The organism is Streptomyces sp. NPDC086023 (assembly GCF_044540325.1).
Lineage (GTDB): Bacteria > Actinomycetota > Actinomycetes > Streptomycetales > Streptomycetaceae > Streptomyces.
Genome location: NZ_JBITRX010000032.1, coordinates 21,350 through 47,553 on the forward strand (window position 1 = coordinate 21,350; position 26,204 = coordinate 47,553).

Genomic DNA, 26,204 nt, shown 5'->3' on the forward strand with positions numbered 1-26,204 from the left:
ACGGCCAGTACATCGTGCTGCCGCCCAGCCCTGCGGTCCTCCCGGAAAGGGGTCAGCTCGCGAAAGCGAGACCACCCAGATGGTTCCGACCGGAGGGATCGCCTTCCACGCCGGGAACTACTGGGTCAACATGCACGCCATCGGCATCGAGCAGGAAGGGTTCGCCGCGCAGGGCGCCACCTGGTTCACCCCGGCCACCTACCAGGCCACCGCGCACCTGGTGCGCTACCTCGCGAAGAGGTTCGACATCCCGATCGACCGGCAGCACATCATCGGCCACGACAACGTCATGCCTTCCAGCGGCCCAGCCATCCCGGGGGCCCACTGGGACCCCGGTCCCTACTGGGACTGGAAGAAGTTCATGAACCTGCTCTCGCCCCACGGGAAGCGGGACAAGGACAGCAAGGAACACGCCCACGGCACCGTCCGCCCGGGCCAGGCCGTCACCATCACGCCCGGCTTCCGCCACAACATCCAAACCGTCCAGGTCTGCGACAACACGCCCGCTCCCGGCAGCGCGGGACAGTCCACGGCCGGAGGCGGCACCACGGTCGCGTGCACCACCCAGACCCAGCCCTCGAACTTCCTCTTCGTACGGACGGCCCCACGCCACGACGCACCCCTGTTCGCCGATCCCACCATCCACTCCGACGGAACACCGGGGAGCGACAGGATCGACGACTGGGGCAACACCATCGTCGGCGGGCAGCAATTCGTCGTCGCGGAGCAGAAGGGAGAGTGGACCGCGATCTGGTACACCGGCAGCAAGGTGTGGTTCCACAACCCCCAGGGCCGCAACACCAAGCCAGCGCCTCATGTGCGCATCATCCGTCCCAAGGCCGGAACGACAGCTGTCCCTCTGTACTCGACCGCCTACCCCCGGCCCGACGAGTACCCAGCCGGTCTGTCACCCTCCGCTCAGAGGCCCCTCGGCGTCTACACCTTCCCCCAAGGCCAGGCCTACGTCTCCACCGCGCCACCGCAGCACACCGACGACTTCTTCAAAGCCACCCCGACCCGGCCCGAAACAGTCGTCACCGGACGCGACACCTACGACGTGATCCAGTACAACCACCGTCTCGCCCTCGTCAACAGCAACGACACCCGATAGGTCAGCGGCCCGGCAACCCGGTTGCGGCTGCACTCGGCCACGGTGGGCTTCGCCCACCGTGGCCTTCGAGTTTCCCTCGCTGTCCTGGCTCCGCCCGCGTCAGGGCAGGACGGGAGGGAGGGCGGGTGGGCCGCCGCCGCCCACCGATCGGGGGATGGCCGGGGGTTCCGCGCCCCGGACGATGAGGAGGACGACAGCGGAAGGAGGACCGGATATGACGATCCGATCATGGTGGGCCCGCCGGCGCGGCCCGGCCCTGCCCCTGTCGGAGGAGGCCCGGCGCTGGACGGCGCTGGTGGCGGCCGCCGACTGGTGCGTCACCCGGGCCTACCACGGGGGGTACTCCGGCACCCCGGGTGTGGTGACCGTGGCGGACGTACAGCGGTGCGCCGACCAGGACTTCGGCCTTCCCCGTGCGTCCGTCGAGCAGGCGGCCGCGGCGATCAGAGAACGCTGGTACGTCAGGTGCTGCGGGGTGGACCTCACGACCGACGCCTTCGATCGGGCGTACGGAACCTGAAAGGGCCTTGGGGGGTGGATGCTGCCGGTCAGCCCTCTCGGGCTCGCTGCACCCGGTGTCCTCATGTCCTGCGTGCACATGCCTGTCCGGCCCGGCCCATAGTGCGCCGAACGGCAGGACGAGGGGGCCGCGCGCGGTTCCCCCGAGGGTGACGTTCCGCCATGTGACGATGACGGCATGAGGATTCCGCCCGGACGACGGGGCCGGCTCCACCTGTTCGCCCCCGTCCCCGGGAGCCGCCCCGCGGCCGTCGGCGGTCTCGTCAACGGGGTGGCGGTCGGCCTGCCCCTGCTGGCCGGCATCGCGGCCGGCAACCCGGCAGCCGGAGCGTGGGCGTGCCTGGGCGGGTACGTCGCGGCGTTCACCAACAAGGGCGGCCCCCGGGGACCGCGGACGCGCGGCCTGGTCACCGCCGCCGTGGTCAACGCCGCCGCCTTCGCCGCCGGCGAGCTGGTCACGGAACTGTTCCCGGTCGCCCTGCTCCTGCTCGCCGTCCTGGTCCTCCTGGCAAGCCTGGGAGACGCCGTCCACCCCACGGTGGGCCGGCTGGGCACCATGCCGACCACCGCCCTGGTGACCGGCGCCGGCGGTGCCTCCGCCGGCCTGGCGGACTCCGGACGCACGGCCCTGCTCGTTCTGTGCGGAGGCCTGTGGTACGCCGTGGCCACCGCCCTGCTCACGCCCGCGCCGCGGCTGCGCGGCGTCCTCGCCGTCCTCGCGGAGCCCTACCGCGAGACCGGCCGCCACCTGGCCCGCATCGCGCACGGCGCGGCCGGCACCCCGGACGACTACGCACGGACCGCCGCCGCGCTGACCCGAGCCGGCGCCGTGGTGAGCTCCCTGCGCGGCCAGGGCGGCGACGAGCACCTCGCCGCACTCCTCGCGCCGCTCGTGGACCGTGCCACCGACCTGGCCGACCTGACCGCGGCGGTGCACGTCACGGGCGCTCCGCCCCCGGCGACCGCGCGGGCCTTCACCGCCACCGCGACCGCCCTGGCAGACCGGATCGGCCGGCTGGCCGCCCTCCTCGCGCACCGCCCCGGCGGCACACCGACCGGGCCGGACCCCCGCCAGGCCCTCGCGGACCTCGACCGCGCCTGCGACGCCCTGCGCGCGCGGGGGGCGGCCGGCCGCGAGCCCTACCCCGTCCTGGCCCTGGCCGGCCGCCAGCGCCGACTCCTCGCCCGGATCAGCGACGCGGTCGAGCACGCCCACGCTCTGGCCGCCGGGCTGCCCGTACCGCCCGGCACCCGGGCCCGTCCCGCGCCCGGCCCGCGCCCCGGGTTCGACCGGGCGCGGCTGCGCGCCGCCCTGGCGCCCGGCTCCGCCGTCCTGAGGCACGCTCTGCGCGTGACCGCGGTCGCCTGCGCGGTCTTCGCACTGGTCCAGGCCTGCGGACTCCCGCACGGGGAATGGGCCACCCTCGCGGTCCTCCGCGTGCTGCGCCCCCGCTACGCGGACACCCTCGAACGCGCCGGCCAGCGCATCATCGGGAACCTGGTCGGCGGCGCCTGCGCCGCCCTGCTCATCGCGTGGGTCAGCGAGCCCGTCGCCCTCGCGGCCGTGCTGTTCGTGGCCCTCACGCTCGGCTTCGCCCTGCGCCCCGTCAACTACGCCTTCTGGGTCCTCTTCGGCACCCCACTGGTGCTGATCATCGGCGACGTCTCCGATCCCGGGGACTGGCGGACGGCGCTGGCACGCATCGGCATGACGCTGCTCGGCAGCGCCGCCGCCCTGCTCGGTGGCTACCTGCTGTGGCCCACCTGGGAACAGGGGCGCCTCGCCGCGCGTACCGCCGCCGCCACGGCCGCGGCCGCCGCCTACCTGGACGCGGTGCTGCGCCGGCTCGTTCCCCCGCCGACGTCCCCGGCGGGGGACCCGGCCGGCCGGGCGGCGCGGAGCTCCACCCGGGTGCCGGACACCGCCCCGGAGGCGGCATCGGACCCGGACCGTGCCCGCACCGCCGCCGAGCGCGCCCTGGCAGAGGCCAGGGACGCCGAACGCAGCGTCCGCCGCGAACCGGGCCACGACCCCGCCGCAGCCGACCGCGCCGCCACCGCCACCGCCACCCTGTACACCCTCACCGAGCGCCTCGGCGCCCTGACCGCCCATCCCCCACCGGCGGTGGAACGCATCCCCGCGCTCACCGCGTACGCCGCCCACGCCGTCCCGGCCCTGACGGCCGTCACGGAGCAGGAGCGTCGGACGGAGACCGCGGCGCTGGCCGACGCCCTGGAAGAGATGCACCTGTACCTGGAGGGGCTCCACGCCCGCCGGCAGCGGGAACTGGCCGCCGGCCGGGCCGCGGAGGAGACGGACACCCGGGCCGCGATCCGCGCGGACGAGCCCGTCATCGAACTGCTCGCCGCCATCGCCCGCACCATCGGGCAGCCGGCGCCGCCCGGCTCCTGACGGGCAGGGGCAGGCGGACGCGAGGGGCGGTGCAGACGGCCCGGCCCATCCCGGCACCTGCCGCCCGGCGGCCCCGCACGAGACCTGTCAGTCCCGCTGGAAGCGGCCCATCAGCACCGCCTGCTCCAGGACGTGGCCCGCCATGGCGGCCTCGAGCTCCGGCCGGCCGGCGGAATCGGAGAGATCGAGCATCGTGTCCAGCGCGTACAGCGTGAAGAAGTAGCGGTGGGGTCCGTCGCCGGGCGGGGGAGCGGGCCCGATCCAGGTGTTCGTGCCGCGGGTCGTGCGGCCCACCACCGCCAGGTTCACGTCGTCCCGGAAGAGCCGGTGCTGCGCCGCGGGGATGTTCCACACCACCCAGTGGTCGAAGTTGCCGTCCGGGCGCCGGTCCCGTGGCACGTCCGGGTCGTGCACCACCAGGGCCAGGCTCACGGCTTCGGAGGGCACTCCTTCGAACAGCAGCGGTGGGGGGGAGTCGTCGCCGTCGACCGTGTGCTCGACCGGGATCCAGCCATCCTCACGGAACGCGGGCGTCTCGATCCTCATGCCGCCATGGTGCCCCCGGGACCGGCTGCACGCTCGCCGGGGCGCCCGGGAGACGGTGATCACGCGGCCATCGGGAGACACCGCCGGGGCGGGAGCCAGGGTGCCGGTGCCAAGGGCCGTGCTGAGCGGGTCTACTCACAGACTGGTTACTGCCGGGTCTTTCACCCCGGAGAGCGGTTGCCGTGTCAGCCGCGCATGCTCCTCATGTCGCGGGGCGGTCCCCGCACCGAGCCCTGTTCTCTTGTCCTGCCGTGCAATGGCGTGCACGATCGAACCTACGGGGGTGCACGAACGGGCCGGATACCCCGATCGGCCGTCGCAGCGGGGGACCCCTTGCTCCCCCTGCCGGCCCGCGGCCGTGCAGGTGCGACCGGCCACCGCGCTGACGCCGCCCTCGCCCGCCGTGGGCGTGATCCGGACAGGTTGCCGGACCAGACATGTCCATGCCAGACCGAGCGTGGCACGCTGTCCCGCGCCAAGGACCCTGCCGTGCGACCGCCCCGGAGGCATCGACCCATGTCCGGACCGCGAAGAAATGCCCTACCGCACAGAGGAACGACAGCCGCATTGACCTGCGTCCTCGCCTTCGTGGCGGCAGTCGCCCTGATGTGGGTGCCTGCTGCCGGGCGGGCCGACGCGGCCGACCCTCCCGCGGCGGCGCACGTACGGCTCGACTCGTGGATGGGAGACCTGGCCCCGCGCATCGCCGGCACACCGCTCAACCGGATCGCCATGCCCGGCAGCCACGACGCAGGATCCTGGGGCATCACCGCACGGTCGGGCCAGTGCCGCACCGGCTACATCTACGACCTGGCCAGGAGTTTCCCGCAGCTGGCCGCGAGCGTCGCCCGGACCCAGCGCCTGCCGATCGCCGAGCAGCTCTCGGGCGGCTCCCGCTACCTGGACCTCCGCCTGTGCAAACAGGACGGCCAGTGGTTCACCTTCCACGGCTCCCCGCTCGGCACCCCGTTCTTCGGACCCGGCGGGGACGCCGAGCAGATCGGCAGCTGGATCGCCGCGCGCCCTTCGGAGATCGTCGTGATCAGCCTGTCCGTGAGCGCTCCTGCGGCGGAGCTGCCCGCGGCGACGGCGGAGGCGTACGACCGCTTCGCAGCCCTCCTCGGTCCGGCGAGGCTCGCCCCCCAGCCGCAGTTCTCCCCGACCTCGACCTACGGCAGCCTGGTGGCCGCAGGCAAGAGCGTCATCCTGCTCGACGGCTCGGGGCTGATCGCCGAGGACTGGGCCTGGAGTGCTCCGGCCGTCTCCACCGACCGCGGCAGCTACCCGGCGGACAGCCCTCCGCCCGGCAACTACCTCAGGGACTTCGCCAGTCCCCGGGCGCTCTTCGACGAGACCATCACACGCGACCGGGCGGCGCTGGCCCGGGACCCCGGAGCGGATTCGGGCAAGTTCTTCGTCATGGCCGGCATCATCCAGCCGGACACCCTGCTCGGCCTGGCCGGCCTGCAGCAGAGCTTCACCGCCCTGCCCGACTCGATGACCTGCGTCTCCGGCACGTTCTACGACCCGCGCAACGGAGGGGAGTGCTGGTCCTGCCCGGCCGGGTACGTACGCAACATCACGCCCGTCACCAACGGCGATGCCTGCTGGCTGCCCAGCCGCGCGGTCAGCACCGCCGCCACCTACGTCCGCAACGAGACCTGGGCGTGGAACTGTCCCGCGGGCACGTTCTGGGACCCCCGCATGGACACCTTCCCCTGGCGGGGACAGTGCTGGTCCTGCCCGGCCGGCCACCTGCGCAACGTCACGCCCGTCACCAGCGCGGACGCGTGCTGGCGCATGACCCCCATCCGCCATTCCCCCGCGGCCTCCCACGGCCCGTCGGGGATCACGCGTGCCTTCCTCCTGGAGCGGGCGGCCTCCTTCAATGCGCTCCTGCACCAGCAGCTGACCGGCCCCTGGACAGCACCGGAACTGCGGCGGAACCTCAACATCGTGGCCGTGGACGACGTCACCGGGGCCCCGAGCGGCCTCCGGGCCGGCGACCTGGCCCGTGCGGTCATCGCCCACAACGCGCTGTGAGCCCCCGACCCGCCGAGATCGCCCGGGACCAGGGCGTCGCGGACACGGCCTAGTACCGAAAGCGGTCCGCTCGGCCAATTACCTTCACTCAAGCGGGAGTTGGATCCTCTCCAGGAAGTCGCAGAAACCCCTTCCCACTTCCTGGAGCACCATTGAGACGTACGCCCGTGACCGCCGCGCTCTCCGCCCTGGCCGTCCTGTCCGCCGTCGGCGGCGCCCACGCCGCCGACACCTACGTCCCGTACCGCTACTGCCACTACAACGGCACGCTCACGTGCGCCCCCAACTTCCGCGAGCTCGTCAGGGTGGCCACCTTCGGAGGTGTGACGGACGCCCCGCTCATGCCGCCCGGGGGCTGGCAGGCGACGGACTCCCTGAGCAAGCGCATGGAGACGTACAACCCCTACCTGTCGTCCATGCACTTCTCCCGCTCCGACTGGACCGGGAACGTGCTCTCCATCGCGGCGAACGGCTGCAAGGGGAACATGCCGCGGCCGGGCGTCATGAACCTCCATCTGATCGACGCGTCCTTCGACAACCGCGTCAACTCCGAGGTCGGCATGAACCAGTGCCAGGTCAGCCCCGCGCAGCATCCCGGCCACACCGGCATCACCGGCGACGCCAGGCCGATCGGATGGCACGACCCCGGTACGAACCTCTACAACGAGATCACCTCGGTGTACTACTACCCCACGCCCACCCGTGAGGAGGCCGCGAAGGCGTGCGCCGCCGGAACCGCGACGTGCACGCTCAAGAACTACAAGGCGACGATCGTCTCAGGCGAGCCGAAGCCGGTGGCCTTCAGCACCAACTGCACGTCCGTCGCGCAGAACCGGGCTCTGTGGTGGGAGACCAGCGTGGCCAACGAGACCTCGTTCACCACCGAGTACGGCCAGAAGCTCGTCCTGGGACTTGAGTTCGGAGATCTCAAGACAGGGATCGAGCTGGCGTTCTCACAGACGTACGGGCACTCCACCACGAACACGACCACCTTCAAGCAGCAGGACTCGGTGACGATCCCCGGGAAGTACCGGAGCGTGCTCTACAAGACCCCCACCTACCAGGTGCTGTCCGGCACCGCCACGGCACGGATCCACGACGGCGGCGCCCTGGTGGACCTGCCGTGGACGGTCAAGCAGGCGGTGAGCGACGGCTCCGACGGCCTGACCTGGGACGAGATCCCCCTCACCGCGGCCGAACTGCAGGACACCCGGCTCTGTCCCCTCTCGGGCAGCGGAGTGACCAGGGCGCTCTGAGCGTGCCGACCCCTTGACGGAGCCGGGCCGGCCCCCTGGCAGCAGGCCGGGGTCGGCCCGGCTCTGTCCCGTGGAGGGGATCCCGTGCTTTCGGACGTCCGCATGGACCGGACCTGACGGGCCGTCGGCCCGCCCGTCAGGCCGCGCCCGTCCCCCCGGCCTCCGGCATCAGGCCGGTCGGAGCCGCGGAACCCCCCGGCGCTTTTGGGCCAACGCGCCCGGCGCGCGCCCGGCGTGTACTGACTTCCCCCACCGCTCCTGGCACCCTGTGCCGGCACATCGCACCGCATCTCGGCACGTCATGCCCCACCCGGTGCACCGACCCCGTGCGCCGGGCCGCCGGACCGCACACAGGCGGTCCCTGCACCAGGAGCCCGCGTTGAGATCGACCCCCCACACATCGCGTCGCGCCGTGCGTCTGGCGACGTCGTGCGCCGCCGCCGCGGTCGTACTGGCCGTGGTGGCTCCCGCCGCCCCTGCCGCGCCCGCCACCCCCGATCGCGCCGACAGCACCTCCTCCACCCCGGCGGCCGCCGTCGCGGACCGCGGCGCCCTGCCGGTCGCCCTGACCCCGGCGCGGCGCCGGGATCTGCTGCACCGGGCCGAGGCCGGGTCCGACGCCACCCGTCGCGGCCTGGGCCTGGGAGCCGGGGAGCGGTTGCACGTGCGCGACGTCGTCCAGGACGGCGACGGGACGGTCCACACACGCTACGAGCGCACGTACGACGGACTGCCCGTGCTCGGTGGCGACCTCGTCGTCCACACGGGGGAAGGCGGCGCCGTCAAGGGCGTCACCTGGGCCCGTGCCGCGAGCGTGGCGGCGCCGCGCGTCGCACCGCACGCGAGCCCTGCGACGGTGCGGCGCCAGGCCCTTGCCGCCGCCGGAGAACACGGCGCCGTCCGCACCCGGGCGGGCGGCACCCGCCAGGTCGTCTGGGCCGCGCAGGGCACACCGGTCCGGGCCTTCGAGACCGTGGTCGACGGATTCCGCCGGGACGGCACGCCGAGCGAGCTGCACGTCGTCGCCGATGCGCGGACCGGGGCACGGCTGTACGCGTACGACGCCGTGCACAGCGGCACGGGCGAGACCCAGTACAGCGGTACCGTCCCGCTGGGCAGCAGCTTCACCGACCCGTCGTACGTGCTGACCGACACCGACCGGGGGAACCACAGCACCTACAACCTCAACCGGGGTACCTCCGGCACCGGGAGCCTCTTCTCGGGCCCGGACGACGTCTGGGGCAACGGCACCGCGTCCGACCCCGAGACGGCAGGCGCCGACGCGCACTTCGGGGCGGCCATGACCTGGGACTACTACAAGAACGTGCACGGCCGCAACGGCCTGCGCGACGACGGGGTGGCCCCCTACAGCCGCGTCCACTACGGCAACAACTACGTCAACGCCTTCTGGCAGGACTCCTGCTTCTGCATGACCTACGGCGACGGCTCCGGCAACGCCAAGCCGCTGACCTCCATCGACGTGGCCGCCCACGAGATGACCCACGGCCTCACCTCGGTCACCGCCCGGCTGGTCTACAGCGGCGAGTCGGGCGGCCTGAACGAGGCCACCTCCGACATCATGGCGGCCGCCGTCGAGTTCTCCACCGCCAACGCCTCGGACGTCGGGGACTACCTGGTCGGGGAGAAGATCGACATCCGCGGCACCGGAGCCCCGCTGCGCTACATGGACAAGCCCAGCAAGGACGGCGTCTCCAAGGACTCCTGGTACGCCGGCATCGGTGGCATCGACGTCCACTACTCCTCCGGGCCGGCGAACCACTGGTTCTACCTGGCCTCCGAAGGGTCGGGACCGAAGGTCGTCAACGGCGTCGCCTACGACTCCCCCACCTCGGACGGCCTGCCCGTCACGGGGATCGGGCGGGCGGCCGCCGAGCGGATATGGTTCCGCGCGCTGACGGTGTACATGACCTCCAACACCACCTACGCGGGCGCCCGGACCGCCACCCTGCAGGCGGCCGCCGACCTCTACGGCTTCGGCTCACCGACCTACAACAACGCCGCGAACGCCTGGGCGGCCGTCAACGTCGGCCCCCGCATCCTGGACGGCGTGACGGTCGTCGCCCCGGCCGACCAGTACTCCACGGTGGGCCAGACGGCGGCCCTCGCGGTACGGGCTTCCTCCACCAACCCCGGTGCCCTCGCCTACGAGGCGTCCGGTCTGCCGGCCGGGCTCTCGATCGACCCCGCCGACGGACGGATCTCGGGCACGTTCACCGAGGCGGGACGCCACGCGGTCACGATCACGGTCACGGACGGCGCGGGCGAGCGCGGATCGGCCGGCTTCACCTGGACCGTGGACGAGGAGGGCAACGGATCCGTCTTCGAAAACACCGACGACCACCCGATCGCCGACGAGTCCACGGTCGAGTCTCCCGTCCGGGTGAACCGGGCGGGTCCGGCCTCCGGGGCCCTGACGGTCGACGTCCGGATCGTCCACACGTGGCGCGGCGACCTCGTGATCGACCTCGTCGCCCCCGACGGCACGGCCTACCGCCTCAAGAACGCCGCCCCCGGTGACTCCGCCGACGACGTGATCGAGCGGTACACGGTCGACGCCTCGGACAAGGCGGCGGCCGGCGTGTGGAAGCTGCGCGTCCAGGACGTGGCCCGCCTGGACACCGGCTACGTCGACAGCTGGCGGCTCACCTTCTAGTCCGCGCGTCGGTTCCGCCTTCCCGGGTCCGAGGGAAGGCGGGGCCGACGGCTGTCCGTCAGCATTCCGCGTTGAGCCTTTCCCACACCCCAGCCCTGTTCAGGGCCTTCAGCAGTCCCTGGTCGACCTCGCCGGTGGGCGCGCTGACGAACTGCGCGAACTCGGTCCGGTCGGTGAGGATCCCGATGGACTTGGCGAATCTCAGGACTGCGCCCAGATGTCTGCCCGTGGGCTGATAGGTGCCGCTCTGGTTGTCGATGTAGGTCACCTTGCCGGCGCTGACCACCACGTCGCCCGCGCAGGGGATCTGACCGTCGATCTGGCCGTGGGAGGACAGGGTGCGGTACAGGGATATCCCGCGGCCCCCCGCGGTCGAGGCGTCCTGTGCACCGAGGCACTGGTCGATGTAGAGACGAGGTCCCTGGTCGTCGATCCGCACCAGATACCGCAGCTTGCCACCGCCGCTGTCGATGAGGTACCGGCCGTCGAAGGTGTGAATGCTCCCGCCGCGCACGACCGCCAGGAAGTCCGCGGGATCCACCCGGTCCAGCGACGTGACGGAGACGTGCGGATCGAGGTCCATCTGCTCCAGGCGGTGGGCGGCACCGCTCAGGGACTCGTCCAGGCTGTGGGTTCCGCCGACCGTGTCCGTCGTCGGGGGGTGGAGCGGAAGGGCCGTGGAACCGCCCTGCTGCCACGCCGGCACCTCGGATTGTCCGTCGAACATCTCCGGGAAGTGGAGCTTGAGCAGGGCGAGCCAGTTCTGCGGTGTCAGGAGTTCCGCGGTTGCCCGTTGGCTCTGGGGCAGGCCCGACATCAGCAGTGCGTTCATCAGGTCGTCCGTGTCCAGCTTCCCGATCTCGAACTTGTCCGCCGTCCTGTCGTAGATCGCCGGGATCAGCACGTCGGCCAGATCCTGCATGCCCAGCCAGCGGGTGAACTCCTCCGTCGATACCGACGACGACTCCATGGTGCCTCCTCTCGAAGGGACCCCCACGCCCGCTGGTCCGCGGTTCCCCCGGCGAGCATAGGACGGCGTGCTCGTGCCTCCCCTCCCCCGATCGCACGTCGTGCCGGGGGACGAGAACCGGTACGACGTTGCCCCGGCAGGGGCCGACCCCGTCGAGGCCCCGGCGTCAGATCTCCGACGCGTGGAGCCGCGTCCCGTCGTCCTGCCTGCGCAGGACCGGGACGGGTACCACGAGCACGGGGCACGTCGCATGGGTGGTGCAGTAGCGCGCGGTGGAGAAACCGGGCAGCAGGCGACGGCGCGGAGCGCCCACGACGAGCAGGTCGCCGTCCCGGTCGGCCATGCGCGTGAGAACGGGTCCGGCGCCGCCCAGGGCCGCGAAGGCCGTGAAGCGCAGACCGGGCGGGCGGCCGCCCGTTCCGAAGGCGGACTCCAGCAACGAGGCCAGCATCCGTTCCGCCATGGTCCGCTCCACCTCGACCTGGTCGACGGCGTGGATGGCGGGGGACGTCGCCATGACGGCCAGGACTTCGGCATCGAAGCGCCGGGCCTCGCTCACCGCCCGGTGCAGAGCGGTCATGCCGCCCAGGGAACCGCTGACACCGACGAGGACTCGTCGGTAGCCGTTGCCGTTGTACGCCATGAGATCGCCCCTTTCCCGGGCCGTGCAGTCCCGGTGAACGCTAGAAGCCGGGGGGCCGCGCAGGCTTCCCCCGGTCGGCCCCCGCAGCGGATGACGCGAACAGCCGCCGCACGGCACGGCGGTGCGCCCGCCCCGGTGCGCACGTCCGGCCGTCGCCCCGCACCGGCCGACCGGCGGACGGCGCAGCAGTCCTGCTGGTCCTCCGACCGGCCATCGCCCGGGCGGCACGGCCGGCGCGAGGGTGGATCGGTACCGGAGATGCGCGGTGGCAGCGGCCGTGCGCATGCACACCGGTTCACCACGCCACCACGACCGACGGGCTGACAGCATGCGATCCCTTATCACCACGTTCCGCAGATCCCTGACCCGCTGGCTCCACACGGGGCCGGCCGCACAGGACGTCCTCGGGCAGCGGGGGCACCTCGCGGTCCGCAGCGTCGCCGCCTGCCGCTGCGGCGTCTGCCGGGACGGGCACTGACCCCTTGCTTCCCGTGCCGCGCCCGCCGGACCTGGCGGTCGAAGGGCATGCCCGATTGCCATGAGGATGAATGATGAAGCGAAGCCGCAACCGAGCTGCCGTCCTGTCCGTGGTCACCGCCGCGGTACTGGCCGCTCCCCTGAGTGCCTGGGCCGCCGCGCCGCCACCGGCTCACGACCCCGTCTTCCCCGGCCTGGGCAACAGCGGGTACCGGGTGACGAACTACGACCTCTCCTTCCGCTACCAGCCCGAGGAGAAGGGACACCCGGTCGAGGGGGACGCCGTGATCACAGCCAAGGCGTCGGAGCGCCTGGCGCGCTTCACGCTCGACGCCCACGGCTTGCGCGTGCGGTCCGTGAAGGTGGACGGCAGGACTGCGGGCTTCGAGACGGTCGGCGAGAAGCTGACCGTTCGGCCCCGGCGTGCCGTGGCGCCCGGCAGCCGGATGGAAGTCGAGATCCGGTACGACGTGAACCCCCAGGCCCCTCGGGGGGACACGGGATGGGCGAAGACGGACAAGGGCTTCGCGGTGGCGGCCCAGCCGGACGCCGCGCACACCGTCTTCCCGTGCAACGACGTACCGAGTGACAAGGCGTGGTTCACCTTCCATGTCTCGGTGCCCAGCGGCAGCGGCGACATCGCCGTCGCGAGCGGACTTCCCGTGGGGAAGCCCGTGAAGCGGCACGGGTACACCACGTACACGTACCGGACGAAGCATCCCATGGCCACGGAGCTGACCCAGGTCGCAGTCGGCCCGTACGAGGTGGTGCGGCGCGGCACCGTCGAGGGCGTACCCCTGCGCGATGTCGTTCCCCGCGCCGGAGCGGGTGACTTCGGCGCGCTCCGGCTCACCCCGCAGCAGATGAAGTGGGCGGTCAAGAACCTCGGACCGTTCCCCCTCGAGACCTACGGCATCATGCCGCTGGCCACCGACAGCGAGAAGCCGTTCGGGTTCTCCGGGCTCGAAACGCAGAACCTGACCGTCTACAACCCGAAGTACCTCCGCGAGCAGCCCGTGAAGACCGTCGCGCCCCACATGATGCACGAGCTCGCCCACTCGTGGTTCGGCGTGAGCACCACCCCGGCCACCTGGGCGGACAACTGGCTGAGCGAGGGCCACGCGAACTACTACGCCTTCCGGTACCGCTTCGCGAACGGCTGGCCCACCAACGACGACAAGCACACGGACATGGCGTCGACGATGAAGGAGGTGTACGAGAACGGCGACCTGTACCGGCGGCTGTACGGCCCGGTGGCCGAGCCCACCAAGAAGTCGCTCCACAGCGACCAGGCCTACCTGGGCGGGCCCCTCGTGCTCTACGCACTGCACCAGAAGGTGGGTGACACCGCGTTCCGGCGGATCGAGAAGGCCTTCCTGGCGCAGTACAAGGACCGGTCCGCGACCACCGACGACTACATCGCCGTCGCCGACCGGGTGGTCCCCCACCAGGGTCTGGTGCCGTTCCTCGACGCCTGGCTCAAGGGGACCAGGACACCGCCGATGCCGGGCCACGGCGACTGGAAGGTGACGCCACTGTCGGAGCTGGACGGCAAGGAGCGGGAGGCCGCGCTGGCCCGGGACAAGGAGATCGCGGAGCTCGTCTCGAACCCGGGAGCCGGATGAGTCGGCCCGCGCCGGGGTGATGGGGAGCCGAACGGGCGGCAGACGTGCCCGTTCGGCTCCCCGTGGTGTGTCCGCGGGCGGACAGCGGCGTCAAGTCCCCTGCCCCACAAGCCGATTGCGACAGGGGCGGCCGGCCGGACGGCCGGAACGCAGGGAAGCCGGCGGGGGCGGACAGGAACCCGTTAAGGAGCAGGAAGCAGTCCCTTTCCGTACCTGCCCGTAGGTTCACGCTCCGGGCGGCTGCGCATCCTGCGGTCGCCCGGACGGTCCCCACACCCCACCCTGCACGCCGCAGTCAGAACCTGAGTGTTCACCTCCGCGGCGACGGAGAGGAACGCATCATGGCTGCAGGAGCCAAGCACCGCCGTCCCAGCAACTCCCGGATCAGCCGCAAGTTCCTGGCGGTGGGCACAGGAGGGGCCGCACTCGCCCTGCCCATGCTGGGCACGACCGGGGCCGAGGCCGCCCCGGACAAGAAGCAGTCGACGGCCGCCGCGAAGCCCAAGGCGCCGCCTGCCGCGCAGCCGGTGTACGTCAGTTACTCCGTGGTCGCCGGCGACTCCATGGCCGGCATCGCCAAGATGCACAAGCTGGCCGGCGGCTGGCAGAGGCTCCACAAGGACAACCGCACGGTCGTGGGCGACGATCCGTCACGCATCCGGCCGGGCATGAAGCTCCGCATCGACCTGAGGGCGGTCGCGGGCGGCCAGACCGCCGCGGAGGCTGCGGTCAAGGCGAAGGCCAAGGCTCCGGCCAAGGCCTCTGCCAAGGCCAAGGCCCCGGCCCCGGCCAAGGCCCCGGCCAAGGCGGCCCCGGCCAAGGCGCAGGCGAAGAAGTACCCGGACAACCTCGACGGCTGGATCCGCGAGGCACTGGACGTCATGGCCAAGCACGGCATCCCGGGCTCGTACGAGGGGATCCACCGCAACATCATGCGCGAGTCGTCGGGCAACCCGAAGGCCATCAACACCTGGGACATCAACGCCCAGAACGGCACTCCCTCCAAGGGCCTGCTCCAGGTCATCGACCCGACCTTCAAGGCCTACCACGTCAAGGGCACCCCGTTCGACCCGTTCCACCCCGTGGCCAACATCGCGGCCGCCTGCAACTACGCGGCCGCCAAATACAAGTTCGGCATCGACGGGGTGAACGGCCCCTACTGACGGGCAGAAGGCGCGGGGGTACCTCCTCGCCACGGGCTTCGTCGCAGTACATCCGGTATGTGCCGCGACGGATACCCCCCGCGAAGGGGAGTGGGAATCCACCGCCGCAGAGGCTGGTTGGTGGAGCGGTTCCCAGACGGATCCGGCCGAAAGTAGAGGTTCGGATTGCCGTACAGGTGCTGGGAGAGCTCGACGTGAACCACGTATCGCTGTGCGGCCCCCGCGTTCGGTCAGTCTCCGACCGGCTGGCGGCAGAGCTGTCAGATCGGCGCACCGTGGACGTGTCACCGGCTGAGAGCGTCCCCGAGGGCCGGCCCGAGAAGCTGAAGCGGTTCGGTCGCCTGGCCGCACCGGCGTTCGCGGTCTACGTGTCGAGCATGGTCGCCCACCTGGTCCTGCTGGCTCTGATGAGCGGACCCGGTGGCCCCGGCCTGCTGGACCGGCTCCTCGCCTGGGACGGGCACCTGTACACCGACATCGCGGCGCACGGTTACCCGGACAGCTTCACCTACGGTGCCGACGGAAAGCCGACCGGGAACAACCTCGCGTTCTTCCCGCTGTTCCCCCTGCTGAGCCGCGCCGTCCACACGCTCACCGGCCTGGACGTGGGCATTGCCGCCGTCGTCACCGCGCACCTGGCGATGATCGCCGCCCTGATCGCCGTCCAGCAGCTGATGACCAGGCTCTACGGACGCCGGACGGCCATCGTCGCCCTCGTGCTGCTGGCAGCGGCGCAGCCCATGGCGCTGGCCTTCTTCATGGCCTACAGCGAATCCCTCTTCCTCGCACTGTGCGCGGGAGCCCTGCTGGCGGCGCACCGCAAGGCGTGGCTCACGGCCGGCGCCCTGGCCCTCCTGGCCGGTCTCACCCGACCGGCAGCCGTGTCCATCGCCGCAGCGATCACCGTGGCCGTGGCCGTGCATCTGTACCGTGAACGACGGCTCTCATGGCGCCCCCTGACCGCGGTCGCCCTGGCCTGCATCTCCACGCCCGCCTACCTGTGGTGGGTGGGCAACCGTCTGCACCGGCCGGATGCGTGGTTCCTCATCCAGGAAGCAGGCTGGGGCACCCACTGGGACAACGGCCGCGCCTACGTCGACTTCCTCCGTACCACCCTGACGAGCGGCGACGGATGGGTCGCCGTCAGCACCGCCGTACTCACCCTCGGCCTTCTCTGCGCCACCGCCATCGCATGCCGCCGCACCACCTGGCTCCCGCTCATCGTCTACGGGTGCTCCCTGGTCGTCCTCACCCTCGGGCAGAGCAACTTCTACCACTCCAAGCTCCGCCTTCTGATACCCGCGCTGGTCTTCCTCGTCCCCCTCGCCCGCGCCATCGCCAGGACCACCAACCGGACCGCCGCCATCACCCTCGGCGCAGCCGCCCTGTTCGGCTGCTGGTACGGCGCCTACATGCTCACCACCTGGCACTACGCCATCTGACAGGCGAGGACCGGGTGGCACTCGGCCCGTCCCCCACGAGAGCCGCCACTCTCAGAAGAGATAGAACCCTCGGACGGCGTCGCGGTCCTCATCCGCGTCGATCCAGCCGTCCCCCACACGGAACCTGTTGTCGTCGTCCCGCTCCGTGAACGCGTGCCTACCAGGCTGCAGGAACGTGCCCGAAGGCTCCCCGGTGTCCCCGCGCAGCTCGACCGGGCTGCTGAGCTCGATCTGGCCCCTGGCGTTCTGGGACGTCGCGGAGGGAGGCATCGCAGGCATGGCGAACGCGACGCCGGCCGATCCGAATATCGCGGCGGCTGCCAGGCCGCCGGCCAGTGCACACTTCACATTGCGAGTGATGTTCATCGGAGGTTCTTCCTTCGTCACGTGATCGACAACGTCGTCGCCTTGACCGAATTGTGACGACCTGGCGGGGTCCGCCGAAGAAGCCTTCGGCCAACCCGAAGGGCAGGGCCGCCGTGTCGGCCCGGGTGGGGCGCGCCCTCCACCTAGACTCGCGGATGTCTCAATTGCACTATTCAGGCAGGATTGTTCCGTCTGTCGCCCTCTCGGGCCGAGACGGCGGTCGTTGGCCTGTCGACGCAGGAGGTCCGCCGTGTCGTGGGGAAGCGGAAAGGTTCGGACGAGGATTCCGGTCCGGCGGCGGGGCAGGGCCGTCCTTGCCCTGGCAGCGGGGGCGGCCGTCCTCGGAGCCGCCACCGTGCACGCCGCGCCGGCCACGGAAGCCGGCCCGCCGGCCCCTGTGCTGTCGTGGGGGCCCTGCCGCAACGCCGCGGGCCAGGTCGTCGCCGGCGGATTCGAGTGCGCCACCGCCCGGGTGCCGCTGGACTACCGCAAGCCGCGGGGGCGCACGATCTCCCTGGCGGTGACCCGTCGCCTCGCAGCCGACCCGGCCCGGCGTACCGGCGTTCTGTTCCTCCATCCCGGAGGTCCCGGCAATTCGGGCGTGGACTTCGCGCAGAACAGCTACGCCAATCTCCCCGCCGCGCTGCGGGACGGTTTCGACGTCGTCGGATTCGACATGCGCGGCGTGGCGCGCAGCGCGCCGGTGGAGTGCTGGAACGACCGGGAGTACAGCAGCGCGGTCGACTCCGCCAAGGGCGTGCCGGGGCCCGGTGCCCTGGTCCGTGCGCTGCGGGAGGCCCGGGACTTCGACGCCGCGTGCCGGGAACGTGCCGGCGATCTGCTGCCGTTCATCGGCACCGCGTCCAACGCGCGCGACATCGACGTGCTGCGGGCCGCCCTCGGCGAGGACAGGATCAGTTTCTACGGCCGGTCGTTCGGTACGTACGTGGGCACCGTGTACGCGGCGTCGTTCCCGCGACGGGTCCGTGCCATGGCGCTGGACGGAGGCTACGACCCGATCCACTACGCGGACGAGCCGTACGCCTACGACGCACCGCAGTTCACGGCGCTCGACGGGGCGGTCGGCCGGTTCCTCGACTGGTGCCGGCAGGAGCCCCAGGTGTGCGGCTTCGGCGAGGGACGTCCCCGGCAGGCGTTCCAACAGCTCAAGGCCGCACTCGATGCCGATCCGGTCATCACCGCCAGCGGCCGGCCGGCAACCAGCTACACCCTCGCCTACCGGCTGATGTTCAACATCAACGGTGGAAAGGCCGTCTGGCCCGATCTCGGCCGTGCTCTGCGTCTCGCACAGTTGCGCAGCAACACCTCGTTCCTGCTCTCACCGCCCTCTCCCGCGAGTTTCGACTTCCTCAACCCGAACGTGGCGGTGGAGTGCGCAGACCGCATCTATCCGCGCAGCCTCGGGCTGCTGAGGCGGAACCTCACCGCCGAGGCCGCTTCGGCTCCCCTGCTGGGCCCCCCGGTCGCGTACGGGCCGCCCACCTACGACCACAACCATGCACCCGCCTGCGTGCAGTGGCCGGCCGAGAGGCTCAGCCGCTTCAACGGCTCCTACCGGGCGGCAGGTTCGCCGCCGATCCTGGTCGTCGGCACCACGGGCGATCCCGACACCCCGTACAAGGACGCGATCGCCCTGTCCAGGATCCTGCACAAGGGAAGACTCCTGACCTTCCGGGCCGAGGGACACACGGCCTTCAACCGCAGTGCGTGTGCCAGCGCGGCGATCACGGACTACCTCGCCACCCTGGCCGTCCCGGCCGCCGGCACCGTCTGCACCGACGAGAAGCCGGTCCCCGGACAGCCCTCGGCCGACGGAACGACCGGAGTCGACGAGACCCAGGACCTCATCCCCGTACTCGGCTGACGGCACGGGGGGTGGCCGGCCGGGAGGAGCGGCTCATCGCGCGGCAGTCCATGGCGCGTCCGTTGTCGAGAGCCACCACAACACCCCTGCGCCGGCGGTCAGCAGTGCCAGGGCCAGCCCCAGGGCAAGAGAGGGCCCGGTCCGCAGCAGCAGGGCGCCGGCGAGAGCGCCCAGGAACATCGCGGCCACGGAAAGGATCCGCCGGCCGGGCCGGGGCGCCGCGCCACCGGCCGGGCCGGAGTCGGCAGCGAGTCCCGTCAGGGTGAGGGTGAGCACGGTCGTCGTGAGATCCGGGACGCCGAGCCGTCGGGCGACCGCGTTCTGCAGTCCCATCGCCAGTCCCAGGAGCACGATCAGGGTGTACTGGACGGCGGTGCTCACCGTGTCGTGGCCCGCCAGGGTGGTGCAGAGCGCCCCGGCGAACAGCACCGCCTGCACGGTCAGGGCGGAGGCGAGCAGCCGGCCCCGGTGCCCGGCGAACCGGACGCCGAATCGGCCGCCGGCCAGCGCTCCGACCAGGAAGGCCGCGAGCGAGACGACGGAGGCGAGCGCCGACAGGCCCTGCGCGTCGGCCAGGGCGAAGCCGAGGAACACCACGTTGCCCGTCATGTTGGCCACGAAGACGTGTCCGAGTCCGAGGTAGCTGACCGCGTCCACCAGACCCGTCACGACGGTGAGGGCCAGCAGCACCGGCGGCAGCGGGCCGTGCCGGTCCCCCTTCGGGGGGACCAGCGTCCGGGCCGCTTCACGCAGCAGCGCGCGCACCGTCGGAAGCTCCCTCCGCGACGGAGCCGCGGCGCAGCAGGGCCCTGACGAGCAGACCGCTGACGGGACCGACGACCAGAGCGATGGCCGAGACCCACGCGGGCCACGGGGTCAGCCCGAGCAACCGGTCCGCGGACGCGCTGCCGGGGCCGCTGAGCGCGAGCACCTCCGCCACGACGACCAGGAAGAACGGGTACTCGTAGCCGTCGTTCTGCACCCACAGGCCGTTGCGCCACTTGACGGTGGTGGCCACCGTCATCACTCCTGCGGCGGCCGTCGCCGCCGCGGGAGTGAGCAGCCCGGCCGCCAGGAACAGGCCGGAGCCGATCTGGCCGACGCCTGCGGCGAGCGCGGTGAGCCGGCCACCGCGGAACCCGTCCCGTCGGAACTCCTCGGTCCCGCCGGCCAGGCCGGCGCCCCCGAGCCGGAAACTGACCTTCTGCACTCCGTGCCCGAAGACGAGGAGTCCCGTCACGACCCGGAGGAGCAGTAGTCCGGTGTCCATCACGTTCCTGCCGTCCCTGTCTCTCGCGTTGTCCGTCGGCTGCCGGGTCAGCCGGCGGCGTGGGCGCCGATCACGGTCTGGGCGTACACGACACCGAGGCCGTAGGCGCCGGCGTGCTCCTTGACGAGGTCGGTGGTCGCGACGTACGTCTCCCCGCGCGCCCAGTCGCGCTGGAGCTCCAGGAGCACCTGGACCCAGGTCATCGGCACCGCGCCGGCCTGGACCATGCGCTGCACGGCGTGATCGTGGGCCTGCGGGCTGACGCCACCGGACGCGTCGGTCACCACGTAGACCTCGTAGCCCTGGGCGAGGGCGGAAAGGGTGGGCAGGGCCACGCAGATCTCGGTCCACAGGCCGGCGATGACGAGCTTCGGGCGGCCGGTCGCCTTCACCGCCTCGACGAAGGCCTCGTCCTCCCAGGCGTTCATCGAGGTGCGGTCGACGATCTTTGCCTCGGGGTAGACGTCGGCGAGCTGCGGCATGATCGGGCCGGAGAAGGACTCGGCCGCCACGGTGCTCAGCACGACGGGTACGTCGAAGACGCGCGCGGCCTTGGCCAGTCCCACGGTGGCGTTCATGATCGCGGTGCGGTCGCCGCTGCCCGTGCCGAAGAACATCTGCGGCTGGTGGTCCACGAAGAGGACGGCACAGTTGTCGGGAGTGAGCAGGTCGGAGCTGGGGGTCGCGGTGACCTGGGTGGTGTCGGGCATGGGAGTAGGCCTTTCGTAGGGGCGTGCGTGGTGCAGCGGTGTGACTTCCGTGGTGTGACATCAGAAGGAGGCGCAGGGGTCGATGAACCCGGCCTCTTCGGCGTCCCCGGGGGACGGTGCGAGGCCGCGCCGGACCCTCCACCGCCGGTGCTCGCCGGCTTCGCCGACGGCCTCGCCGATCAGCTCCGCCTGGCGGACGCCGCCGAGGCGCGCGGGGCCGGCGGACCGGTAGCCGCCGTGGTGCGCGACCGGGCTCCAGCCGGGGCTCACCGGCGGCAGTTCTTCATCGAGGCCCTCGTACTCGCCGCAGGCGTAGACGATGCGCCCGCCCACGACCGTGAGGAGGGATTCGATGTGCGCGATCGCGGGTTCGGGCACGGTGAAGTAGTCCTCGGAAAGGACGGCGAAGTCCCCCAGGTACCCGGGGCGCAGGATCCCCTTCGTGTCCTGTTCGCCCGTCAGCCCGGCGCCTGCCGTGGTGAACATCGCGAGGGCGGTCCGCCGGTCGACCCGGTTGGACGGCGGGCGCAGCAGCAGGTCGCCGACGGTGCGGCCGGACACCAGCCAGTGGAGGGCGACCCAGGGGTTGTAGGTGGAGACGCGGGTGGCGTCGGTGCCGGCGGCGACGGTCAGGCCGCGCTCCAGCATGGCCGTCAGCGGGGGCGCGTCGGCCGCGGCGCCGATGCCGTGGCGGCGGACGAAGGCCTCGCCCTGGAACGACAGCCGGTTCTGCACCGACAGGGCGCCGCCGAGCGCGGCGATCCGGTCCAGGCTGTCCTTGGTGACGGTTTCGGCGTGGTCGAAGAGCCAGCGGTTGCCGGCCGGGAAGAGCCCCTCCGCGGCGAGGCGTTCGAACACGGCGAGGTCACGGCGGATGGTCTCGTCGTACGTGGCGTGCAGCCGGAAGCCCCAGCCGTTCTCCATCAGGAGGCGTACGGCCTTCTCGAACTCAGCCTCGTAACCGTCGGCGAGTTCGGGGCGGGGCTGGGCGAAGTTCTCGAAGTCCGCCGCCGCCCAGGTCAGGTTCTCCCCGGCGCCGTTGAGCCGTAGCCACTCGTCCCCGTCCTCGGGGCGGGCCGTCTTGACCCACCGGCTGAGGTCGGCCAGCTCCTGCCCCGCGGTCTGGGGGAAGAGGTGGTAGGCGATGCGCAGCGACAGCTGCCCCGCCTTCGCGAGCTCCACGACCGTGGCGTAGTCGTCGGGGAAGTTCTGGAACCCGCCGGCCGCGTCGATGGCCGAGGTGAGGCCGAAACGGTTGAGCTCCCTGAGGAAGTGCCGGGTGGAGGTCTTCCTGTCCTCGGCGTCCAGGACCGGCGCCTTGGCGAGGGTCGAGTACAGGATCAGGGCGCTGGGCGCCGCGAGCAGCATGCCGGTCGGCTCGCCGTCCCGGCCCCGTACGATCTGCCCGCCCCGGGGGTCGGGGGTGTCCCGGGTGAAGCCGGCGGCCCTCAGCGCGGCCCGGTTGAGGATCGCCGACTGGTACAGGTGCAGGACGAAGACCGGGGTGTCCGGGGCCGCGGCATCGAGTTCGGCGACGGTCGGCAGCCGGCGCTCCGCGAACTGCTCGGCCGACCAGCCGCCGACCACGCGGACCCACTGGCCCTTGGGGGTACGGGCGGCCTGCTCGCGCAGCATCGCCAGGCCCTCGTGGAGGCTGCGCACGCCGTCCCAGCGCAGTTCGAGCACGTAGTTGAGGCCGCCGCGGATGACGTGGAGGTGGGAGTCGTTGAGCCCGGGCACGATCCGGCGGCCCAGCGCGTCGACGACCCTCGTCCCGGGGCCGACGAGGGGGGCCGTGTCCCGGTCGTCGCCGAGGGCGAGGACGCGGCCGTCACGGACGGCGATCGCCTCGGCGGCGGGGCGGGACGGGTCCCCCGTGTGGATCCTCGCGTTGCGGACGACGAGGTCCGCGGGGTCGGGGGTGGCGGCGGCCACCAGCCCCCCGACCGGCATCGTGGAATCCATCCGATCCTCCTGTGACCTGGGCGGCGCGATTGCGGTGCGCGGCGCTACGCGGACAGCCCGGACAGGCGGCTCGGAAGCGGCAACTGCACGAAACCAGCGGCCCGCGTTCGGCCACATCCGCTGGTTGACGGGTCAACCCGGCGGGAAAACCGGCGCCCTGTGGCGTAGGCCCTTCTCGGAAGCACCCGCCGGCCGGCGGGGATCGAGCGAGCAGGCGCTTCGAGTGCGCTTGGCCGTGGCCGCGGCGTGTCCCCACGCAAACGGAGGGCGCTTTGTGCGTAATGGCGCAATGACGCGCAGTCAAGATGCCAGCTGCTTGCCGGCCACGGATCCAGAACCATTCGCCCAGCGCCTCGTGCCGCGTGAGGTACGCGCCCGGCTCCGTCGCGCCCTCGGCGCAGCAGCCGGCCTGCTGCTGTTGCTGGGCACCGCGGTCGCTGTCGCCCCGGTGGCGCACGCCGCGCCGGCCCTTCCCCCTGGGACCTACGTCTTCACCGCCAATTTCGGCGACCAGTCGGTGTCCGCCGTCAACGCGGCCACCAACACGGTCGTGGAGAAGTACCCGGTGTTCGGTCAGCCGGTGTCGGTCGCGTACACGGCGGCCGGGGGTGGCTACGTCTGCGCTGCGAGCACCAGCACCAATACGGTCACGGTCATCAACACGCATGCCAACGTGTCCAACCAGTACGTGCATTTCAGCAGCCCGGTGACCGCGGTGGCGGCTCACGGCAACTACTGCTACGTCACGAACGGCGTGTACCTCTCGCGGTTCGACGTCACCGCCACGAACCTGTCGGCGACGAGCGTTCCCGTCGCCGGCAGCCTCACTGCGCTCGCTGTCTCCCAGACCGGCAGCACCGTCACGGTCTATGCGGCCGCCCCCGATCTGGATCGCCTCTACTCCTTTGACGCCAGCGGCGCGACGATGTCGCAGACCTCCCTGCTGACCGGGCTGAGTGAGCCGACCTCCGTGGCCGTCTCTCCCGACGGAGCGCGTGTCTACATCGGCGGCCTGATCTCAGTGGCGTACGTCAGCGCTCAACAACCCCTCTCGCAGCAGAGGCCGTCGTTCGTCAACATCGGCGGCACCCTCGACTCGGTGGCGGTCTCCGCCGACAGCAGCCTCGTCTACGCGGTCGACAACCAGGCGGGCCAGCTCCGGGTGATCAACGCCGCCGCGACCCCGCCCAGCCTGGCGAACAGCATCGGCATCCCCCTTCCGACCGGCGTCGCGGCCCACAGCGCGAACAACGTCAACTACGCCTACGTCACGCACGCCGTGAACCTCGTGTCCGGTTACGCCACCTCGCCGACCGCGCCGCCCGTGGCCAGTGGATCGGTCAACCTGGGCGCCGGCACGGAGCCGGCCGGGCTGGCGGTCGGCACGGTCGGCCTGGGCGCGCCCGAGCCGCTCCGGCCGGTGCTGACGCTGACCAAGTCCCCTGCCGGGCCGTTCGTCCGGGGCCGTGAGGCGACGTACACGCTGGTGGTGTCGAACACCGGTACCCGGTCCACCACGGGACGGGTCAGCGTGACCGACACCCTGCCGGCCGGTCTGACGCCCCTGGCCTTCTCCGGAGCCGGCTGGGACTGCACCACCTCACCGCTGACGTGCAGCCGCAGCGACGAACTCGGCGCCCACAGCTCGTTCCCCGAACTGACGCTCACGGTCAAGGTCGCGCGCTCGGCTCCCGTCACGGTGACCAACAGCGCCGTCGTGACCAGCACCGAGGACCACTGCCGGAGCACGGCAACCGCGACGGTGACCGTCACCGGCAAGCACCACCCGCACAAGCGGAAACCGCGTGCCCAGCAACCGCCGGCGGAGGAGCCGGTGGTCTGACCTGTCCCCCGGCGGGCGAACGTGCCGGCCCGGGACCCGGGCCGGCGGCCACACACGGACGGTGGCGGGCCCCTCGGTCCGCCCTCACCGGACGGGGAGCCCCCGGAGAGGGAAGACGGCCTGGCGGGTGGCGAGCACGGCCTGGTCCGTGGGATCGGCCGGGCGGTGGGCGGAGTGCCAGTCCTGCCAGTGCGGCACCCGGCCGTCGGTCATGCGGGCCAGCACGGACTCCCGGGTCCGGGCGTAGACCTCCTCCTGCCAGGAGGTCGGGACAACGGTTTCGGGAGGCACCGGGCGGTGGCCGGCGATGCCCGCGAGGTGGGCCCAGGACCGGGGTACGACGTCCAGGATGTCGTACCCTCCGCCTCCCAGCGCCAGCCATCGCCCGGCGGAGTGCTCGTGGGCCAGCGCGTGGCAGGCCTCCTGCACCGCCCGCTGTGCGTCGAGGGAGACCGCCAGATGGGCGAGCGGGTCCTCGAAATGGGTGTCGGGACCGTGCTGGGTCACCAGCACCTGGGGGCGGAACTCCTGCAGGACCTCGGGAACCACGGCGTGGAAGGCGCGCAGCCAGCCCTCGTCCCCGGTGCCGGCGGGTAGTGCCAGGTTGACCGCGGAGCCTTCCGCACCCGGCCCGCCCGTCTCCTCCGGCCGGCCGGTCCGCGGAAAGAGGGTCTGCGGGTCTTCGTGGACGGAGACGGTCAGCACCCGGGGGTCGTCCCAGAAGGCCGCCTGCACGCCGTCCCCGTGGTGCGCGTCCGTGTCGACGTAGGCCACCCGCTCGGCCCCGAGGTCCAGCAGCCGGGCGATGGCGAGCGCGGCGTCGTTGTAGATGCAGAAACCGGCGGCCGCGGCCGGCATGGCGTGGTGCAGCCCACCGGTGAAGTTCACGGCGTGCTCGGCGTCGCCCTGCCAGATCGCCTCGGCGGCCGCCACCGACTGGCCCGCGATCAGGGCCGCGGCCTCGTGCATCCCGGCGAACGCCGGATTGTCCGTCGTACCGAGTCCGTACGAGCCGTCGGCCGATCCGGGGTCGGCGGACAGGGCCCGTACGGCGGCCACGTACTCCTCGTGGTGCACGAGGAGCAGCGTCCGGTCGTCGGCCGGCGGGGCCGCCCGCACGGTCAGTTCCCTGTCCAGGCCGAGAGCGTGGATCAGGCTCATGGTCAGAGTCAGGCGGATGGGGTCGAGCGGATGGCGCGGTCCGAAACCGTAGTGCGTCACGCCCTCGTCCCACATCAACCATCCGTGGCCGGTCATGCCCTCACGCTATACCGCGGCCCCGT

Annotated in this window: 20 protein-coding genes and 1 pseudogene; 12 read left to right on the top strand and 9 right to left on the bottom strand. The window is 71.9% G+C overall.

The genetic code is table 11. The features are described from left to right. Nucleotides 1-73: 73 nt before the first annotated feature. The 3 genes and pseudogenes from ACIF6F_RS35605 to ACIF6F_RS35615 form a co-directional block, all read left to right on the top strand. Nucleotides 74-1,111 (top strand): annotated as a pseudogene (locus tag ACIF6F_RS35605) (N-acetylmuramoyl-L-alanine amidase); the annotation flags it as partial. 214 nt (nucleotides 1,112-1,325) lie between these two features. Then, complete coding sequence (locus tag ACIF6F_RS35610; protein WP_399957242.1) at nucleotides 1,326-1,631, top strand: hypothetical protein; 306 nt, start codon at nucleotides 1,326-1,328, stop codon at nucleotides 1,629-1,631. Nucleotides 1,632-1,808: 177 nt separating this feature from the next. After that, nucleotides 1,809-4,043, top strand: a complete 2,235-nt coding sequence (locus ACIF6F_RS35615; protein WP_399957245.1) for an FUSC family protein — start codon at nucleotides 1,809-1,811, stop codon at nucleotides 4,041-4,043. 87 nt (nucleotides 4,044-4,130) lie between these two features. Here the strand turns inward: ACIF6F_RS35615 and ACIF6F_RS35620 are convergent, their stop codons facing one another. Beyond that, complete coding sequence (locus tag ACIF6F_RS35620; RefSeq protein WP_399957248.1) at nucleotides 4,131-4,589, bottom strand: YbhB/YbcL family Raf kinase inhibitor-like protein; 459 nt, start codon at nucleotides 4,587-4,589, stop codon at nucleotides 4,131-4,133. 567 nt (nucleotides 4,590-5,156) lie between these two features. On the opposite strand from ACIF6F_RS35620, the gene ACIF6F_RS35625 reads away from it, so the two are divergent. The 3 genes from ACIF6F_RS35625 to ACIF6F_RS35635 all read left to right on the top strand — a co-directional run bounded on the left by ACIF6F_RS35625 (nucleotide 5,157) and on the right by ACIF6F_RS35635 (nucleotide 10,562). After that, nucleotides 5,157-6,632: a hypothetical protein gene (locus tag ACIF6F_RS35625; protein WP_399957251.1), complete on the top strand. Its 1,476-nt coding sequence runs from the start codon at nucleotides 5,157-5,159 to the stop codon at nucleotides 6,630-6,632. 152 nt (nucleotides 6,633-6,784) lie between these two features. Beyond that, the gene (locus ACIF6F_RS35630) at nucleotides 6,785-7,888 is read left to right on the top strand and encodes a hypothetical protein (RefSeq protein ID WP_399957254.1); all 1,104 of its coding nucleotides are present in this window, start codon (nucleotides 6,785-6,787) and stop codon (nucleotides 7,886-7,888) included. 379 nt (nucleotides 7,889-8,267) lie between these two features. Beyond that, a complete protein-coding gene (locus ACIF6F_RS35635) occupies nucleotides 8,268-10,562 on the top strand; it encodes a M4 family metallopeptidase (RefSeq protein WP_399957257.1) in 2,295 nt (764 codons plus the stop codon). A 58-nt stretch (nucleotides 10,563-10,620) separates the two neighbouring features. Here ACIF6F_RS35635 and ACIF6F_RS35640 read toward each other — a convergent pair whose 3' ends face one another. Further along, nucleotides 10,621-11,532 carry a hypothetical protein gene (locus ACIF6F_RS35640; protein WP_399957260.1) on the bottom strand — a complete coding sequence of 304 codons (912 nt, stop codon included), beginning with the start codon at nucleotides 11,530-11,532 and terminating at the stop codon, nucleotides 10,621-10,623. Between the two features lie 166 nt (nucleotides 11,533-11,698). Further along, nucleotides 11,699-12,175: a universal stress protein gene (locus tag ACIF6F_RS35645; protein WP_399957263.1), complete on the bottom strand. Its 477-nt coding sequence runs from the start codon at nucleotides 12,173-12,175 to the stop codon at nucleotides 11,699-11,701. A gap of 328 nt (nucleotides 12,176-12,503) precedes the next feature. Between ACIF6F_RS35645 and ACIF6F_RS35650 the strand changes: the two genes are divergently transcribed. From ACIF6F_RS35650 to ACIF6F_RS35665, 4 genes are all read left to right on the top strand, one after another. Continuing rightward, nucleotides 12,504-12,653 (top strand): hypothetical protein, encoded by a 150-nt coding sequence (locus ACIF6F_RS35650; RefSeq protein ID WP_399957266.1) that lies wholly within the window; start codon nucleotides 12,504-12,506, stop codon nucleotides 12,651-12,653. A 70-nt stretch (nucleotides 12,654-12,723) separates the two neighbouring features. Further along, nucleotides 12,724-14,277 carry a M1 family metallopeptidase gene (locus ACIF6F_RS35655; RefSeq protein WP_399957269.1) on the top strand — a complete coding sequence of 518 codons (1,554 nt, stop codon included), beginning with the start codon at nucleotides 12,724-12,726 and terminating at the stop codon, nucleotides 14,275-14,277. 341 nt (nucleotides 14,278-14,618) lie between these two features. Next, on the top strand, nucleotides 14,619-15,440 hold the full coding sequence (locus ACIF6F_RS35660) for a transglycosylase SLT domain-containing protein (protein ID WP_399957272.1): 822 nt from the start codon (nucleotides 14,619-14,621) through the stop codon (nucleotides 15,438-15,440). 281 nt (nucleotides 15,441-15,721) lie between these two features. After that, nucleotides 15,722-16,882, top strand: a complete 1,161-nt coding sequence (locus ACIF6F_RS35665; RefSeq protein ID WP_399957276.1) for a hypothetical protein — start codon at nucleotides 15,722-15,724, stop codon at nucleotides 16,880-16,882. A gap of 51 nt (nucleotides 16,883-16,933) precedes the next feature. On the opposite strand, the gene ACIF6F_RS35670 is transcribed toward ACIF6F_RS35665, so the two are convergent. After that, complete coding sequence (locus ACIF6F_RS35670; RefSeq protein WP_399957279.1) at nucleotides 16,934-17,248, bottom strand: hypothetical protein; 315 nt, start codon at nucleotides 17,246-17,248, stop codon at nucleotides 16,934-16,936. A 319-nt stretch (nucleotides 17,249-17,567) separates the two neighbouring features. Here ACIF6F_RS35670 and ACIF6F_RS35675 point away from each other — a divergent pair, with 319 nt between their 5' ends. Beyond that, a complete protein-coding gene (locus tag ACIF6F_RS35675; protein ID WP_399957341.1) occupies nucleotides 17,568-19,133 on the top strand; it encodes an alpha/beta fold hydrolase in 1,566 nt (521 codons plus the stop codon). 33 nt (nucleotides 19,134-19,166) lie between these two features. Here ACIF6F_RS35675 and ACIF6F_RS35680 read toward each other — a convergent pair whose 3' ends face one another. Genes ACIF6F_RS35680 through ACIF6F_RS35695 form a run of 4 tightly spaced genes read right to left on the bottom strand, consistent with a single transcriptional unit; the run spans nucleotide 19,167 to nucleotide 23,078 of the window. Beyond that, nucleotides 19,167-19,898: a YoaK family protein gene (locus ACIF6F_RS35680; protein WP_399957282.1), complete on the bottom strand. Its 732-nt coding sequence runs from the start codon at nucleotides 19,896-19,898 to the stop codon at nucleotides 19,167-19,169. After that, entirely contained in the window at nucleotides 19,879-20,403 is a 525-nt protein-coding gene (locus ACIF6F_RS35685; protein WP_399957285.1) for a DoxX family protein, read from the bottom strand. Before ACIF6F_RS35685 ends, ACIF6F_RS35680 begins: the two co-directional genes overlap by 20 nt. Before the next feature lie 47 nt (nucleotides 20,404-20,450). Further along, a complete protein-coding gene (locus ACIF6F_RS35690) occupies nucleotides 20,451-21,113 on the bottom strand; it encodes a hydrolase (RefSeq protein WP_399957288.1) in 663 nt (220 codons plus the stop codon). Nucleotides 21,114-21,173: 60 nt separating this feature from the next. Then, the gene (locus ACIF6F_RS35695) at nucleotides 21,174-23,078 is read right to left on the bottom strand and encodes an amidohydrolase (RefSeq protein ID WP_399957291.1); all 1,905 of its coding nucleotides are present in this window, start codon (nucleotides 23,076-23,078) and stop codon (nucleotides 21,174-21,176) included. Nucleotides 23,079-23,433: 355 nt separating this feature from the next. Between ACIF6F_RS35695 and ACIF6F_RS35700 the strand changes: the two genes are divergently transcribed. Further along, nucleotides 23,434-24,921 carry a hypothetical protein gene (locus ACIF6F_RS35700; RefSeq protein WP_399957294.1) on the top strand — a complete coding sequence of 496 codons (1,488 nt, stop codon included), beginning with the start codon at nucleotides 23,434-23,436 and terminating at the stop codon, nucleotides 24,919-24,921. 84 nt (nucleotides 24,922-25,005) lie between these two features. Here ACIF6F_RS35700 and ACIF6F_RS35705 read toward each other — a convergent pair whose 3' ends face one another. Further along, nucleotides 25,006-26,178: an acetoin utilization protein AcuC gene (locus ACIF6F_RS35705; protein ID WP_399957297.1), complete on the bottom strand. Its 1,173-nt coding sequence runs from the start codon at nucleotides 26,176-26,178 to the stop codon at nucleotides 25,006-25,008. Nucleotides 26,179-26,204 lie beyond the last annotated feature (26 nt).

Coding starts and splice junctions, on each gene's coding strand:
- ACIF6F_RS35610 (WP_399957242.1), top strand. CDS start 1,326: ATGACGATCCGATCATGGTGGGCCCGCCGGCGCGGCCCGGCCCTGCCC.
- ACIF6F_RS35615 (WP_399957245.1), top strand. CDS start 1,809: ATGAGGATTCCGCCCGGACGACGGGGCCGGCTCCACCTGTTCGCCCCC.
- ACIF6F_RS35620 (WP_399957248.1), bottom strand. CDS start 4,589: ATGAGGATCGAGACGCCCGCGTTCCGTGAGGATGGCTGGATCCCGGTC.
- ACIF6F_RS35640 (WP_399957260.1), bottom strand. CDS start 11,532: ATGGAGTCGTCGTCGGTATCGACGGAGGAGTTCACCCGCTGGCTGGGC.
- ACIF6F_RS35645 (WP_399957263.1), bottom strand. CDS start 12,175: ATGGCGTACAACGGCAACGGCTACCGACGAGTCCTCGTCGGTGTCAGC.
- ACIF6F_RS35650 (WP_399957266.1), top strand. CDS start 12,504: ATGCGATCCCTTATCACCACGTTCCGCAGATCCCTGACCCGCTGGCTC.
- ACIF6F_RS35655 (WP_399957269.1), top strand. CDS start 12,724: ATGATGAAGCGAAGCCGCAACCGAGCTGCCGTCCTGTCCGTGGTCACC.
- ACIF6F_RS35660 (WP_399957272.1), top strand. CDS start 14,619: ATGGCTGCAGGAGCCAAGCACCGCCGTCCCAGCAACTCCCGGATCAGC.
- ACIF6F_RS35670 (WP_399957279.1), bottom strand. CDS start 17,248: ATGAACATCACTCGCAATGTGAAGTGTGCACTGGCCGGCGGCCTGGCA.
- ACIF6F_RS35685 (WP_399957285.1), bottom strand. CDS start 20,403: ATGGACACCGGACTACTGCTCCTCCGGGTCGTGACGGGACTCCTCGTC.
- ACIF6F_RS35690 (WP_399957288.1), bottom strand. CDS start 21,113: ATGCCCGACACCACCCAGGTCACCGCGACCCCCAGCTCCGACCTGCTC.
- ACIF6F_RS35695 (WP_399957291.1), bottom strand. CDS start 23,078: ATGGATTCCACGATGCCGGTCGGGGGGCTGGTGGCCGCCGCCACCCCC.
- ACIF6F_RS35705 (WP_399957297.1), bottom strand. CDS start 26,178: ATGACCGGCCACGGATGGTTGATGTGGGACGAGGGCGTGACGCACTAC.